Annotated in this window: 11 protein-coding genes; 5 read left to right on the top strand and 6 right to left on the bottom strand. The window is 49.4% G+C overall.

All coding sequences use genetic code 11. From position 1 onward, the window contains the following. Nucleotides 1-135 precede the first annotated feature (135 nt). A complete protein-coding gene (gene gdhA / locus CKW00_RS07975; protein WP_095822135.1) occupies nt 136-1,518 on the bottom strand; it encodes an NADP-specific glutamate dehydrogenase in 1,383 nt (460 codons plus the stop codon). A gap of 163 nt (nt 1,519-1,681) precedes the next feature. Here gdhA and CKW00_RS07970 point away from each other — a divergent pair, with 163 nt between their 5' ends. Further along, nucleotides 1,682-2,575, top strand: coding sequence for a LysR family transcriptional regulator (locus tag CKW00_RS07970; protein WP_095822134.1), 894 nt, complete (start codon nt 1,682-1,684; stop codon nt 2,573-2,575). Nucleotides 2,576-2,668: 93 nt separating this feature from the next. Continuing rightward, complete coding sequence (locus tag CKW00_RS07965) at nt 2,669-3,820, top strand: MFS transporter (protein ID WP_095822133.1); 1,152 nt, start codon at nt 2,669-2,671, stop codon at nt 3,818-3,820. 101 nt (nt 3,821-3,921) lie between these two features. On the opposite strand, the gene CKW00_RS07960 is transcribed toward CKW00_RS07965, so the two are convergent. The 3 genes from CKW00_RS07960 to CKW00_RS07950 are packed head-to-tail and all read right to left on the bottom strand — an operon-like array spanning nt 3,922 to nt 8,185. Then, complete coding sequence (locus tag CKW00_RS07960; RefSeq protein WP_233129743.1) at nt 3,922-4,308, bottom strand: carboxymuconolactone decarboxylase family protein; 387 nt, start codon at nt 4,306-4,308, stop codon at nt 3,922-3,924. Between the two features lie 2 nt (nt 4,309-4,310). Next, the gene (locus tag CKW00_RS07955; protein WP_095822131.1) at nt 4,311-5,939 is read right to left on the bottom strand and encodes a thiamine pyrophosphate-binding protein; all 1,629 of its coding nucleotides are present in this window, start codon (nt 5,937-5,939) and stop codon (nt 4,311-4,313) included. 2 nt (nt 5,940-5,941) lie between these two features. Further along, a complete protein-coding gene (locus CKW00_RS07950; protein ID WP_095822130.1) occupies nt 5,942-8,185 on the bottom strand; it encodes an EAL domain-containing protein in 2,244 nt (747 codons plus the stop codon). Between the two features lie 258 nt (nt 8,186-8,443). Here CKW00_RS07950 and CKW00_RS07945 point away from each other — a divergent pair, with 258 nt between their 5' ends. After that, nucleotides 8,444-9,424, top strand: coding sequence for a CAP domain-containing protein (locus tag CKW00_RS07945; RefSeq protein ID WP_095822129.1), 981 nt, complete (start codon nt 8,444-8,446; stop codon nt 9,422-9,424). A 90-nt stretch (nt 9,425-9,514) separates the two neighbouring features. Here CKW00_RS07945 and CKW00_RS07940 read toward each other — a convergent pair whose 3' ends face one another. Continuing rightward, nucleotides 9,515-11,881 carry a sensor domain-containing protein gene (locus CKW00_RS07940; RefSeq protein WP_095822128.1) on the bottom strand — a complete coding sequence of 789 codons (2,367 nt, stop codon included), beginning with the start codon at nt 11,879-11,881 and terminating at the stop codon, nt 9,515-9,517. Between the two features lie 237 nt (nt 11,882-12,118). Between CKW00_RS07940 and CKW00_RS07935 the strand changes: the two genes are divergently transcribed. Then, nucleotides 12,119-12,799: a hypothetical protein gene (locus tag CKW00_RS07935; RefSeq protein WP_095822127.1), complete on the top strand. Its 681-nt coding sequence runs from the start codon at nt 12,119-12,121 to the stop codon at nt 12,797-12,799. A gap of 119 nt (nt 12,800-12,918) precedes the next feature. Here the strand turns inward: CKW00_RS07935 and CKW00_RS07930 are convergent, their stop codons facing one another. After that, nucleotides 12,919-13,395, bottom strand: coding sequence for a hypothetical protein (locus CKW00_RS07930; protein ID WP_143544235.1), 477 nt, complete (start codon nt 13,393-13,395; stop codon nt 12,919-12,921). Nucleotides 13,396-13,515: 120 nt separating this feature from the next. Between CKW00_RS07930 and CKW00_RS07925 the strand changes: the two genes are divergently transcribed. Beyond that, nucleotides 13,516-14,808, top strand: a complete 1,293-nt coding sequence (locus tag CKW00_RS07925) for an acetamidase/formamidase family protein (protein WP_095822125.1) — start codon at nt 13,516-13,518, stop codon at nt 14,806-14,808. Nucleotides 14,809-14,952: the final 144 nt, after the last annotated feature.

Raw genomic sequence — 14,952 nt, 5'->3', positions numbered from 1 at the left:
AGCAGAGGGATCTCTTTTTGTGTATAAACGTACAGAAACATCCATAGAGAAAGGGCGTCCCTTGCAATGAAAGTCATTGGAAGGGACGCCCTTTTTTACTAATATTTACTGGTTTTGTCCCAGACTCTGTGTCTATTATATACCCTGCATGAGCATTGCACCGGCCACTCTTTTGAAGCCGGCAATATTCGCTCCTGCTATAAGATCTCCGGGCTTTCCGCATTCTTCCGCAGCTTCCTGGGAACGATCGTGAATATCTTTCATAATCGCTTTCAATTGCTCATCCACTTCCTCGAAGGACCAGGAGAGACGCGCACTGTTTTGGGCCATTTCCAAAGAAGATACTGCAACTCCTCCGGCATTGGCCGCTTTTGCCGGAGCAAAAAGAACGTCGTTCTCCTGGAAGAAATCGATCGCTTCAGCGTCGCATGGCATATTCGCTCCTTCTCCGACGGCGAGCAGTCCGTTTGCGACAAGGATACGTGCAGCTTCTTCACTGAGCTCATTTTGCGTAGCACACGGTAAAGCTATGTCACAGGGGACGGACCAGATGTCCGGACAGTTATCGAAGTAGCGGGCATCCGGGTGTTCTTCCACATACTTGGATATCCTTTCTCCTTCATCGATTTTCAAACGTTTTACCGTTTCAATATCAATTCCGTCTTCGTCATAGATATACCCTGAAGAATCACTGCAGGCTACAACGTTGCCTCCAAGTTCATCGGCTTTTTCCATCGCAAAACAGGAGACGTTCCCGGATCCTGAAACGACAACTGTTTTTCCACGGAAAGAAAGACCACGCGTTGCGAGCATTTCTTTAACGAAGTAGACAGTACCGTATCCCGTAGCTTCGGTACGCACAAGACTGCCTCCGAATTGTGGACTTTTTCCGGTCAGTACGCCGGCTTCAAAAGCTCCGCGCATCTTTTTGTATTGTCCGAACATATAGCCTATCTCCCGGGGCCCGACTCCGATGTCTCCGGCAGGTACGTCCGTGTCAGGGCCGATATGGTTGGAAAGTTCAGTCATGAAACTCTGGACGAAACGCATAATTTCACGGTCGGACTTTCCTTTCGGATCAAAGTCCGAGCCGCCTTTCCCGCCGCCGATCGGCTGGCCGGTAAGAGAGTTCTTGAAAATCTGTTCAAAGCCGAGAAATTTAATAATGCTTGAATTTACGGTCGGGTGAAAACGGAGCCCGCCTTTGTAGGGGCCGATTGCGCTGTTGAATTGGACCCGGAATCCGCGGTTAACGCGAACGGCACCGGTGTCATCCGTCCAGGGCACCTGAAAGCTAATCATTCTCTCGGGTTCTACGAGACGTTCGAGGATTCCGTTATTGATATACTCCGGATTTTCTTCAAGAAGGGGAATAAGGGAATGAAGGGTCTCCTTTACAGCCTGATGGAACTCGGGCTCATGAGGGTTTCTTTCTTTTACAGTCTGAAGAACCTCGGAAACATATTTGGTCGCCTTGTCTTTTTGTGGTTTCGTTATATATTGTTGGGTTGTTGGCATAAAATTACGTGCTCCTCTCTGACATTTTCTATAAGTGAAAGTACGATCGTTACAGTTGTATTTGAGTGTTATCTATTTTACAATTTATTTTTAATAAAACCAATCTAATTATTAGATTGGAATCATGAAGTTTTTCGATAATTTAGATAAAGGAGGGTTCAGTGTGGAATTAAAACAGCTTCGTTATTTCATGAAAGTAGCGGAATTGGAGCACGTTACAGACGCCGCTCTGTCTCTCGATATTTCCCAGTCGGCCGTGAGCCGCCAGATTTATAACCTGGAACAGGAACTCGGGGTCGAGCTTTTTTATCGCCGGGGGAGAAATGTCATACTGACTCATGCCGGTAAAATGTTTTATGAACATATGGACAGGATTCGTGTCCTGTTTCATCAGGCGGAGAGGGAAATACGGGAGTTTCAGAGTCCGAAAACAGGGACTGTCCATATAGGGTTTCCTTCAAGTATTGCTACCTATATTATGCCGGAGGTAGTTTCCGCTTTCAGGGAAGAGTATCCGGAAGTGAAATTCCGGCTGAGCCAGGGTTCTTATTACGAATTGATCAATATGGTTGTGAAGGGTCAGGTGAACATGGCTCTCCTCGCTCCCCTGCCGGAGGACGAGAGAGTGGAGGGGGAAACCCTGTTTACGGAGAAAGTAGTAGCTCTTCTGCCTTCGAGTCATCCCCTGGCTCAAGAGGAGGAGGAAATTGAAATCAACAGTTTAAGAAACGAAGAATTCGTCACGTTTCCGGAAGGATATATTTTGCGGGATCTGATTATGGAAGCTTGCCATAAAGGCGGGTTCGCGCCTGACGTTTCCTTTGAAGGGGAAGATATTGAAACGATCAAGGGCATGGTGTCGGCAGGTCTCGGTGTTTCTTTCATACCGGAAGTGACGCTGGTGGACGGCATGCCGAGGAACGCTGTCAAAATCCCCCTCAAAAACCCGGCCGTCACCAGGTCGATCGGAATCGTCAAATCAAAAGAGCGCCCCCTTCTGCCTACGGAGGAGACGTTCTACAAGTTTTTAATCGACTTCTTTTCCCATAGACGGTAGTCAAACAGGAAGTGGAAAGTTCCGGATACTGGAAAGAACGGAAGGTCGAGGGTAAAATAGGGGTATCTGCGGTGAGTAGAGGAGAGGTTGATTTTGAAAGAAATAACGGAACGTGATTACACCCTGCTTTCTATTATTTCTATATTTTTTATGACAGCCGGTATGGGAACCAGGCCGCTCGTGTCGATTCTCGGAAACGAACTGGGAGCCACTTCGTTTCAGATCGGGCTGATCATTTCCCTTTTCCCGCTGCTCCCTCTGTTTTTATCCGTACCGATCGGTCGATTTATAAACTTCCATGGAAGTAAAGGGCCACTGCTTCTCAGTGCTGCACTGACGATGGCTGCGCTCAGTCTGCCATTCTTCTGGACTTCCCTCACCGGGCTCATCGTATCCCAGGTGATAGCCGGGGCCTTTCACACTGCTTTCATCATTTCGGCCCAGAGTTATGTAGGTCAGTCGCGGGACGGAACGAAACGGGATCATCATGTCATGAAGTTCAGTATCGGAGCTGCGACAGGAACATTTCTCGGTCCGGCGATAGGCGGAAGCGTGGCGGACGGTTTCGGAACGCCGACAGCTTTCCTTCTTCTCAGTATCATCGGAATGATAGCCGTGGCGATGACGTTCCGACTCACGAAAGAACCGGAAAATGAACCGGGAGAAGAGGATGCGAAACGGAATGCGTCGATGGGAGAACTTGTCGGTATCGTGAACTTCCGTCGCGCTATATATATTAGTACGATGGTGCTCACGGGAAAAGATGCGTTCACCTCTTTCTTCCCGCTTCTCGGGGTGGAAATCGGTCTTTCCGGTACTGAAATCGGTCTTATCGTATCGGCCAACGCTCTGGCCGGTCTGCTCATTCGTTGGGGAATGACTTTTTTTCTGGCACGTTTTTCAAGAAATACGGTTGTGCTCACTTCCATTCTCGGTTCCGGAGTCATGTTCCTTCTTGTGCCGGTGTTCAATTCCGTCTATATCATAGGAATTATCGCTTTTATTCTCGGATTGGGGGTAGGGCTCGGGCAGCCCCTTTCCATATCGACCGCCCTTCATTCCCTGCCGAAAGATGTCGTCAGCCAGGGTCTCGGCGTACGTATTACGGCAAACCGCTTCGTCCAGGTCACTTCGCCTCTGTTGTTCGGAGGCGTAGCCCAGTTCATCAGCATTTCAAGCATCTTCTGGCTGACCGGGGCTCTCTATCTTTTCGGTTCGGTAAAAACGCGGATCCGGCAGGAGTGAGGACTTCCCGTAAATTTGAAGTAGTTGGGGATAACATTTTCCTCCGGATAACCAAAAAAGAAGAAGAAGGCGCATCTGCGCGCCTTCTTCTTCTTTTGGTTTCATCTGGAACTGTATTCCGAATTCTCCTGAAACACTTCCGCTGCTATCTGCATAGCCTGTACGGCTTTCGGAAAACCGACGTAGCCGGTACATTGGATAATGATTTCAGTTATCTCCTCCCGGGAGAGACCGACGTTCAGCGCCGCCTCCAGGTGGACTTTCAGCTGATCGAAAGCACCCTGGGTAATAAGCGAGGTAATCGTTACAATTTCCCGTTGCGAAAGAGAAAGGGCCTTCCGGGAATAAAGGTCTCCGAAACCGAAGGATACGATCATGTCCCAGAGGTCGGGGGAGACGTCTTTCATGCCTTTCATATCCTGCCTCACCTGTTCCGAAAAAAGTTCTTCCATCACTTTCTGTCCAGCTTCATACCTGCTGTTCTCCATCATTACTGCCTCCCCATGGTCGGCGGTATTTCATTACCGTCGACAATTGCATCGATGACTACCGGTTTATTCGTTTCTTTCATCGTCTGAAGGGAAGTTCGAATCGCTTCCTCCACCTCTTTTTTATTATAGCACGTATGAGCTTCCAGTCCCATAGAGCGGGCGAAAGCTGCCCCGTCAAGAGGGGTGTCGTATACTCCGCCGATCGAGGTCCCGATCATTTTTCTCATACCTTTTTCGACCATGTCGAGACGTCCATTATTCATCATAATGAACAACACGGGCGCATTGTAGTTGTAGGCAGTGGAGATTTCGGTGCCATGCATGAACATGCACCCGTCCCCCGTCAGACATGCGACCGTTTTATCGGGAGTGGCGAGAGAAGCGCCGATGGAATAACCGATACCGTTACCCATCGCTCCGAAAATATCGTCGAAGAAGTAGGTGCCCGGCTGCCGCACATCGAAGTGGCGGATGCCGTAAAAGGAATGGCTCCCGTCATCTCCGAACAGCACAGCTTCATCCGGCAGAGAATCCCGCATCGCTTCGATGACCGTGACCGCCGACATCAGTTCTGTATCTGCAACAGCCGGATGTCCGGCTGGAGGGAGGGGGCGTGGGTCTTTATTACCCGGCGGTGCTGCGGCGATAAGCGACTGAAGGTTCGCTTTTAAATCCCCGAGTACGGCTGTCGTCTCTGAATTCAGGGACTTGCCGATGAATGTAGGGTCATGATCGAAATGAAAGAGGCGTTTCGGCGTCATGTCTTCGGTGAATCCGGGGATGCTCATGTCGCTCAGTCTCGTTCCGAGTACCAGCATCAGGTCCGTTTTCTGTTTCAGATAGGCTGCTGCTTCCTCTGTACCGCCGAGCCCGAATCCTCCGAGGGAGAGGGGATGGTCCGAACGGAAACATCCTTTCCCGCCTGGAGTGGTGATGACCGGAATCTGCCAGCGTTCGGCAACCTCTCTCACTTCTTCATAGCTCCTGCTTGCATGAACCCCTTTTCCGAGAAAAAGCACCGGTTTTTCGGCTTCTTCCAGGAGAGGGGGGAGGTTGTATATCTCGGGGGAGATGACGGGAGTCCGGTCGGGAATATCGAGAAGAAACGGTTCCGCTTCTTCGAGAAGTATATCGAAAGGAATTGACAGGTGCACGGGTCCCTGTACTCCGGTAACTGCTTTTTCAAGGGCGTGGGCCAGAAGCGGAGCCAGACGTTCCGCATGTTCTACTCTTACGCTGAATTTCGTCACGGGTTCAAACATGCGGCACAGATCGGTGCCGAACATACTGGAATCCTGTCCCTGACCTTTGCCGGTGTCCTTCATGGAAGGGTGTCCGGTAATGATGAGCAGCGGAGTATGGAAAGCTTTAGCCTGCCCGGCTGCGGTAAGAAGGTTCGTCCCGCCGGGTCCGGACGTGCCGATAGCCACTCCCGGAGTATCTTTCATCATTGCGTACCCGGCCGCTTCGAAGCCCGCTGCTCCTTCATGCTTGCTCAGAACGAATTCGATGTCGGTGTTCAACAGTTCGAAAAGGATGGGAGAGATGGCTTTCCCCGGTATCCCGAAGACGTGTGTGATCCCCCAGTGGACGAAATGGTCGGTCAGTATAGAAGCGAGTTTCTTCATTATTAATTCCCCTCCTGTGGTGCCTGTGGGCGGATGTAGGATTTTTCGATATCATCAGCGGTGAGCGGTTTACTGAAATAGAACCCCTGGGTCACGTCACAGTTCTGGCGGATGAGGAAGTCGAGCTGTTCGCTCGTTTCTACCCCTTCGGCGATGACCTGCATACCGAGGTTGTGGGCAAGACTGATGATAGCATTCACGATAATCGCATCGTTCTCGTCGTGAAGGATTTCATTAACGAAGGATTTGTCTATTTTAATGTAGTCGATCCGGAACTTTTTCAGGTAGTTCAGGGAACTGTATCCGGTACCGAAGTCGTCGATGCTGATTCCTACACCGATTTCTCTCAGTTTTTCGAGTACGAGAAAAGAGCTGTCGTATTCCATCGCCATATACTCCGTAACTTCGAGGACGAGATACTCCGGAGCTAACCCCGTCCGTTCCAGAACGTCCTGGACGAGGTTAATTGTATTTTTCGTAAGGAACTGCTGGGTGGACATGTTGACGGAAACTTTTACCGGTCTGCCTCCCGCCTCCTGCCACTTCTTATTCTGAAGGCACGCTTCCTCGATAACCCATTCTCCGATTCTCGTTATGAGACCATTCTTTTCGGCAAGATGGATAAAGGAACCGGGAGAAATCAGACCGAATTCCGGATGCTGCCACCGTATAAGTGCTTCGACCCCCACCACTTCACCGGTAGTGTTATTGATCTGGGGCTGGTAGTGCAGAACGAATTCATTTTTCTCCAGCGCTTCCCGTAAGTCGGCTTCGAGCCGGAATTCTTCCATCATGTTCTCAAGGGAATAGGAGGAGTAAACGAAGTACCGGTCTTTCCCGTCCAGTTTCGCCTGGTACATGGCATTGTCGGCGTAAACCATGAACGTTTCCAGAGAGACGTACTCTTCCGGATAGTAGACGACTCCGATACTTGCGGTTGTATATAAATACTCATCGTCCACCTGAAAAGGATGGCGGAATTCCTGGAGTACTTCTTCGGCTTTTCGGGTCACGTAGTCCTCGTCTTCGAAATTTTGGAGTAACAGAACGAATTCATCTCCGCCCATCCGGGCAAGAATGTCGTTTTCACCGAGGTACTTTTTCAAATGCTTGCTCACTTCAATAAGAAGATGGTCTCCGCACGTATGACCGAAATTGTCGTTGATGATTTTAAAACGGTCGAGGTCTATGAACAGTAAAGCAAGACTGCTGCTTTCCCCGCTCTGAATTTCTTCGATGGCCCTTTTTGTCTCAATGTTCACATAGCGGCGGTTCGGAAGTCCGGTAAGGTCATCATGGTAGGCCAGGTAGTTAAATTTCTCCTGAAGGTTGTAGCGCTCGGTGATATCACGGAACTGACCGAAAGCGCCGGCCAGCTTCTCTCCTTCGTAAATAGGCTGGGCGTCGAAAAGGCAGATGACGCGGTCCCCGTTTTCGTCCGTGAATTTCAGTATTTCGTTGGAAAAGCTTTTCTCCTGTTCGAGAAGTTCTTCGAAATAGGAACCGGTGATCGGGGATTCCCGGATGTTGCGGCCGAGGACGTCATCTTTATCTGTTCCTGATATCTTTTGGGCGAAATCGTTGAACTCGGTAGTGATACCGTTCTCATCCGTGACAACTATGCCGTTTCTTGTACGGCTCAGCATGATCTGGTTCATAATATTCAGTTTTTTGTTCTGTTTCCTGAGCAGCAGTTCCCTTTCAATGGAGTCCACGACCTGCGAGAGCATTGTCAGGAATAAAGGGTTTCTGTATTCGATCGGCATCATGATCGACAGACTGCCGAGCAGATTATTATTATCGGTATAGCGGAAAGCGGTCCCGTAACAGGCGGTGCTGTGCAGGAACGTGTGGTAGTGACTTTTTCCTATGAGGCTGATGGGGTGTTGCTGATCAAGAGAGAGGCTGATCACGTTCGTTCCGGTATCTTCCTGGCGAAAGAGGCTGCCCGGAAATATGCCGAACTGCTCGATTGTGGAGCGGATCGTTTCATCCCCTTCCACTTTCAAAAGGTACCCTTCGGCATCGGCTACCCCTACAAGGATGGGCGTTCCTTTAAGGGAGTCCAGCAGTTTATTCGAAAAGAAACTGACGACGGATAATATTTCATCATACTCTTCTCTCTTGGCTTCCAGCTCGGAACTGGTCAATATGGTATCAGGACGCGGGATCTCGTTCGGGTCCATCCCGGCTGCTTCACATAAGCGCTTCGATTCAACGATGAAATCCGGTTCATTATTTGTCATAGGGGTCTCCTTAACAAGAATTTACTTTAACTATATACTTCTTTGTTCAAGCCTGTCAAAAGCATTTCGAACCTCCGATTCACGGGTGAATGCGGAAACTCCGGTTTCAATTAAGTGTCAGCACGTCTTCTCAGTGATAAAATTAGGGAAACAGCAGTCTCAGTAAAAGAAAAAAACGGGTGAGTATATAAAGGTAGTTATTATTATTATCGGCTGATGGGTCTTAAAAATAAATGAACAAGAAGGAGACTGAAGCGGATGAAGAAGGCAGTCGCGTTACTGGCACTCCTGTTCCTCGGAACGTGGGTCGTCACTACTCTGGATTCCGAATGGGATACCGTGAAGAAGGAAATGGATTCATTCATGGAGAAGTTCGAAAACTTGGAAAGCGGTCAGGTGATCGATCCGGCTCCTGTTTCTCCGGGAGAGGAGGAAGAGAAGGTCACCTCCGGGGAAGAGTCTTCGGCAACAGCCGGGGAGCAGACGGTACAAAGCATTTACGGAACCCCGTGGATATTGAAAGGGACGACGTCGGGGAATTTTTCTTTCGCCAATAAAGACAGCACCGGCCGCTATCTGGGAAAAGAAGGGGAGAGCTACGACGGAATAACCATTGGCGAGGAAAGCGCCACTGCAGAAAAAGCCTGGGGTGAACCGGCGGATGCGGTCAGACGGGGTATGACGAGTGTGCGGTCTCCGGCTGAAAACTATGACGTGTACGAACGGAACAATAAGGAAGTGACGGTCTTTTACGACCGTCATGAAGGGAACGTCATCAAGGCCATTTATATCGTTCCCAAAACCGTTACTGCGAATATGAACAGCTACTACGCGAATGAACAGAACTGGGTCGGGGAAGACCAGGCGGAAGTTATGTTCGGACTTATCAACAGAGACCGTACGGCGAGGGGACTGGAGCCGCTCAGCTGGAGAGAGGAACTGGTCCCTGTAGCAGAGGCTCACAGCACGGATATGACGGAGCGTGATTACTTCTCTCACACTAATCCGGAAGGACAGGGGCCGGCGGACAGAGCCAGGGAAGCCGGGGTATCTTTCCGGATCATCGGGGAGAACCTCGCTTACGGGCAGAGCAACGCCGTTTACGCCCACGAAGGACTGATGGATTCCAAAGGTCATCGCGACAACATTCTCAATCCTGCGTACGAAGAAGTCGGAATCGGTGTGGCAGTCGATGACAAAGGCGCTCCGTACTTTACGGTACTGTTCTATAAGGGATAGTGTATGACGGAAGAAAAAAACAGCCGGGACTTCCTTGGCAGCAGTAGCTGTCTGGAAAAGTTCCGGCTGTTTTTGTTTATGGAGTACGCATTATTTGTGAAAAAGTTTCGAATTGAAGTGGGAGACGATTTGTTCCGGTCCCATAGGTTTTGCAAAATAATACCCCTGGTACTTATCGCATCCGTTTCTTCTGAGGAAATCCAGCTGGCGGGCTGTTTCCACACCTTCTGCAATAACTTCAAGATTCAGGCTGTCGGCAAGGGAAATGATGGTAGTGATGATATCATTGTTTTCCCGGTCGATCCCTATATCTTTAATGAACGATTTGTCGATTTTGAGCTGGTGGATAGGGAACCGTTTTAAATAACTGAGGGAACTGTACCCTGTTCCGAAGTCGTCGATGGAGATTTTAACCCCGAGACCGCTCAGTCTGTTTAAAATGTCGGTGGCCTCTTCCGCATGTATTGCCATGGACTCTGTAATTTCCAGTTCCAGATATTTTTCAGGCAGCCCGGTCTCCTGAAGGACTTGTGCTACCATTTCGACTAAATCGTTATGGTAGAACTGCCGCATGGACAGGTTGACGGAAATTTTTACAGGCGGGTACCCTTCGTCCTGCCAGGCTTTTGCCTGTTGGCAGGCTTCCCTGATCGCCCATTCCCCGATAGGTACGATCAGACCTGTTTCTTCGGCAATCGTGATAAATTCGGATGGGGAGACGAGACCGAGGTCTTTATTTCTCCACCGGAGCAGTGCCTCTATACCGATTAAATGGCTGCTGTCTTTTTCGAACTGCGGCTGATAAACGAGAAAAAATTCCCGGTTTCCGAGTGCTTTGTAAAGGTGGGACTCTGTTTTAAGGTCCGTCTTCCGCTTTTGAACCTGACTGTTGTAAACCTGATAAGTGTTTTTGCCGAGGTTTTTCGCATGATACATAGCGTTATCCGCCTGGCGGATGAGTGCGGCGGTCGTACTGCTGTGCTCCGGCGACATGCTGATACCTATGCTCACTGTCACCAGTGCCTCATATCCGTTCAGGTCATAGCTTCGCTCCATTTCCGAAATGATACCGGCAGCTATTTCTCCCGCCTCTTCCATATCGACTTGCGGCAGGATGATCAGAAACTCGTCGCCTCCATACCTGAACACATTACCCCGGGAGCCGACAATCCGCAGCAGGCGGCGGGAGACTTGCTTCAACAGCTCATCTCCCATATGGTGACCCATATAATCATTAATGAATTTAAAACGGTCGAGATCCAGGAAGAAAAGGGCGAAATTCTCCCCCGACGCAAGTTTCTGTTCGATGGTTTCGTGGAAAAAACGCTGGTTCGGAAGCCCGGTGAGCGTGTCGTGATAGGCGAGGTGGTTCATCTTTTTATTAAGCTTTTTCAGCTCGGTTATGTTTTTGGCCACACAGTGGATACCCGTAATGCTTCCATCGATGTAAATAGGCACGAGTGATATATGCAGATACAGCTTCTCTCCATCTAACTTAGTGAGGTGCGTTTCATATTGGTAGGGCTGCCCCTGAAGGGAGGAGAAAAAATGTTTTCTCGTCTCATCCCGAACGTCTTCGGATATAAAAGGTAAAAACGATTTACCTCTCAGCTGTTCAATCGGCATGCCGGAAAGTTCTTCCGTACTTGCATTCGCATGGATGAATGTACCGTCTGTGTCAAATGTCATCACTGCATCCGTGTTATGTTCGAACAGAGAGCGGTAGCGCTGCTCGCTTTCGGTCAGAAGTCGTTCCGTGGCTTTTTTCACTGTCATGTCTCTCGCGATACCGATGACTCCTGTAATGACGTTGTCGATAATCAGAGGAACGGCGGTAACATCCATAATATGTCTGGCTTCATCCCGGGAGATGAGGACGGTTTCGAATCGTACCGTTTCCCCGCTAGTAACCTTTTCGAAATGGGGAAGGGTCGCTTTCCCGGCTTCTTCCGTAAGAAAATCCAGATAGGAGGAACCTTTGATTTTTTCGGGAGCATATCCGAACAGCTCTACACCGGAAGGGTTGATATTCGTATATCTTCCGTTCATATCCAGGGAGAAGATGGTATCCGGGTTGTACAGGTAAAGAGATTTGAACTGCTGATCCTTATGCTTGAGACGGTATTTTATTTCTCTGTTTTTCGTAATATCTTTGACTGTCGTGAGCGTGTAGAGGCTGGCATCCGAAAGAGTGAGGGAGCAGCTGACGATTTCGACGAGAAGTTCTTCCCCGTTTTTCTTATAAAGTACCTTTTCCTGCTTTTCGAGGGGGAGTGTATCGAAGAGATCAGAGAGCGGAAGGGACAGAAATTCCTCCCGTGTATATCCGAGATTCGATAAAACAGGAGCGTTGACTTCCACGAACCGGTCTTCATCGGGGACGCTTACCAACAGGCCGGTGTCCGCATTATGCAGTATTTTTAATAAATCCTCTTTTGTCCATGCGGATGCATCCATATCTTTTCCTCCCTGTCTGAAGTGGATATTCTATATCTTAGTTTAGCAGGGAAGAGAAATTGTTTCTATACTTTTCGATGAGTGACTGGGAAAATTTACTCAGAAAAGGTATATAATTTTGGAAAATAGGGAAAATAAAAGGAAGGTAAGCGTCGTATTTTATTTGTCATTCGGAAGTGTCTGGTGCGCATGGAGGAAGTGGGACAGTAAAATCCAAACCGGAAAGAGGAGAGACGTATGTGGAAATGGCTCATTGCTTTATCCATTCTGCTTGCCGCCTGCGGTACGGGGGATCAGACTCCCGAGGAATCTGCGGAAGCCGATGCCACCCCGGAAGCGGAAACATCCAAAGATGAAAGTGAAGGAGCGGCGGAAGAAAAATCTGAAGGTTCCATCGATGTCGATAAAGGGATGTTCAACGTAAAAGTGACACTCCCTAAAACGCTGTTCGAAATGGAAGACGGGGATTTTGAAGAAATAAAAGCTTCTGCGGAAGAAGAAGGAATCGGAGAAGTGACGGATAACGGGGATGGAACAATTACGTATAAAATGTCCAAATCGAAGCATAAAGAAATGATGAAAGAGATGGAGGAGGAGATTGAGAGTTCCCTAGAAGAGATACGGGAAGGTGGGGAATTCTCCTCTATTCAGGGGGTCACCGCAAACAGTGACTACTCCGAGTTTACACTCGAAGCAGAGCAGACTGCTTATGAGGAAAGTTTTGACGGATTTGCCGTCTTCGGTATCGGTGTCCTCGGTTTATATTATCAACTTTTCGATGGAGCGGACCCCGACGATTACAGCGTCGTCATCCACGTCACCGATGCTGCGACCGGAGAGGAGTTCGATACGGTGGAGTTCCCGGAAGTACTGGATAAAATGAGCGGCGGACAGGGAGAAGAGTACGGAACAGAATAGTGCAGACAAAACCGGACTTTGACGTCCGGTTTTTGTGTGCTTTTCAGCAGAGAAGATGTTCAGTAAGACTGTTCTGCTCCGGGAAAACTCCATTCGGAGCACAGGATCTGTGGAGGGGGTCAGGTGTTACGGTGACGTACCGAAGTTCCTTTCCGCAGCTGAATGAACAGCAGAATACTGACCGGAAGTATATAGAAGAATTCATACCGGATAAGAGAAAGGCCGTACGTCGCCCCGGTCACCGGATAAAACAGATGGACCCCGTTTCCGAGATAGTCGATACCGAGCGCACTTACTACGAGTACGAGTGTCAGTCGCCACCATATGGGAAAAAACGTCATGGTAAGCAGCGCCCGGGTGAAAATAGCGAAAAATGCGGCAATAAGGGGAACGGTGATCAGGGAGTGACCGATCAGCACACCGAACAGTTTGGGGAGGTCCGGCATCAGTACGATGACACCGACGCCCCCGAGAAGAACGAATCTTGCTTTTCTATTATGGAAGTCAGGTCCTTTGAATAATAAATCCGCCACCAGCAGCCCCGTAAGTATGTGGAGAAGGGTGGAGGGGATGTGACTGAGCAATAATTCCGTCATGAGCATCTATCCTTTCCTCTCTCTTGATACCCTGAAGAGGCAAGGGTGAAAAGTCTTTATTTTGTAGAATTGTCTGTAATATTCTAAAATTAAGACAATAACAATAAAGGGGTGTACAAAATGAAGGCTAAACAGACTGTTTTCGTTAACGATTTTACTGATGGCGTGCTGGATCCCTCGAAAGAAATGGAGTATAAAGTCCGGGACGGCGGGCACATCGTCGCCAATACGACGCCCGGATGCTGGGGGCCGATGATCACCCCTGCCTTGAAAGGCGGGCATGAAGTGACGAAGCCCGTGTACGTGGAAGGAGCGGAAGTGGGAGATGCAATCGCTATCCGTATCCATTCCATTGAAGTGACTTCTATAGCGACAGCTTCCGGGAACGACAAACCGGTCGAAGGGCGTTTCACCGGCGATCCGTTCATAGACGGGAAATGTCCGAACTGTGGTACGGAGAATCCCGAAACATATATCGAAGGCATCGGCCAGCAGGCGATCCGCTGTCAGGTGTGCGGAGAGGACGTGACTCCGTTTGCGTTCACGAATGCTTATTCCATCGCCTTCGATCACAAGAAAGAAATGGGTCTGACACTGGATAAACAGGCGGCGGAAAAAGTGGCGAAGGACTCGAAACATTACATGGCAACGCCCGAGGGCTCCATTCAGAATCCGGTCGTCACGTTTGCTCCCCACGACATCATCGGAGCTATGGCAAGACTGCGGCCTTTCCTCGGACAGCTCGGCACGACACCGTCCAGAGCCATTCCCGACTCCCACAACGCCGGAGATTTCGGGCAGTTTCTGATCGATGCTCCACATTCGTACGGACTCACGGAAGAGCAGCTGGAAGAGCGGACGGATGGACATATGGACATTAACCGCGTCCGGGAAGGAGCAGTGCTTATCTGTCCGGTGAAAGTGGAAGGCGGAGGAGTATACCTTGGAGACATGCACGCGATGCAGGGGGACGGAGAGATTGCCGGACATACGACGGATGTCTCGGGTATCGTCAGCCTGGAAGTGGAAGTGCTGAAAGGCGTCAACATTGAAGGGCCGATCCTTCTTCCGGTGGAAGAAGATCTTCCGTATCTTGCCAAACCGTTTACGGAAGAGGAGAAACAAAAAGCCGAAGCACTCCGGAAAGAATGGAATATAGAGAAAATGGAAGATTCTCTCCCCGTGTCTTTCGTCGGCAGTGGAGCGACTCTCAATGATGCGACGACGAACGGTATGGAACGTGCGGCGAAAGCTTTCGGCATTGATGTTCCGGAAGTGATGAACCGGGCCACGATTACCGGGTCTATCGAGATAGGCCGTCACCCCGGAGTCGTCACCGTCACATTTTTGACTCCGAAAAACTATCTGGCAAAAATCAGTCTTGAGGAAATAGTGAGTGACTTCTATAAATAAATCCGGAGCATCCGCCTGCATGGCGCGTGCTTTTTTTACACAGCAGCGGGTATATGTCCCGGAAATATCTATGCCGACGTTCATCTCCGTACATTTATTTTAAATTATGCTGATACATCCTGTTGAATAAAAATACATCATTGT

The sequence above is a fragment of the Salimicrobium humidisoli genome (genome assembly GCF_002295105.1).
Lineage (GTDB): Bacteria > Bacillota > Bacilli > Bacillales > Halobacillaceae > Salimicrobium > Salimicrobium humidisoli.
The sequence above is the reverse complement of the archived record's forward strand: the minus strand, read 5'-3'. Positions and strand labels throughout refer to the sequence as shown.

What these genes read in the sequence shown, in the direction of transcription:
- CKW00_RS07935 (WP_095822127.1), top strand. Translation starts at nt 12,119, where the DNA reads ATGTGGAAATGGCTCATTGCTTTATCCATTCTGCTTGCCGCCTGCGGT.
- CKW00_RS07925 (WP_095822125.1), top strand. Translation starts at nt 13,516, where the DNA reads ATGAAGGCTAAACAGACTGTTTTCGTTAACGATTTTACTGATGGCGTG.
- CKW00_RS07955 (WP_095822131.1), bottom strand. Translation starts at nt 5,939, where the DNA reads ATGAAGAAACTCGCTTCTATACTGACCGACCATTTCGTCCACTGGGGG.
- CKW00_RS07950 (WP_095822130.1), bottom strand. Translation starts at nt 8,185, where the DNA reads ATGACAAATAATGAACCGGATTTCATCGTTGAATCGAAGCGCTTATGT.
- CKW00_RS07940 (WP_095822128.1), bottom strand. Translation starts at nt 11,881, where the DNA reads ATGGATGCATCCGCATGGACAAAAGAGGATTTATTAAAAATACTGCAT.
- CKW00_RS07930 (WP_143544235.1), bottom strand. Translation starts at nt 13,395, where the DNA reads ATGACGGAATTATTGCTCAGTCACATCCCCTCCACCCTTCTCCACATA.
- CKW00_RS07960 (WP_233129743.1), bottom strand. Translation starts at nt 4,308, where the DNA reads ATGGAGAACAGCAGGTATGAAGCTGGACAGAAAGTGATGGAAGAACTT.
- gdhA (WP_095822135.1), bottom strand. Translation starts at nt 1,518, where the DNA reads ATGCCAACAACCCAACAATATATAACGAAACCACAAAAAGACAAGGCG.
- CKW00_RS07945 (WP_095822129.1), top strand. Translation starts at nt 8,444, where the DNA reads ATGAAGAAGGCAGTCGCGTTACTGGCACTCCTGTTCCTCGGAACGTGG.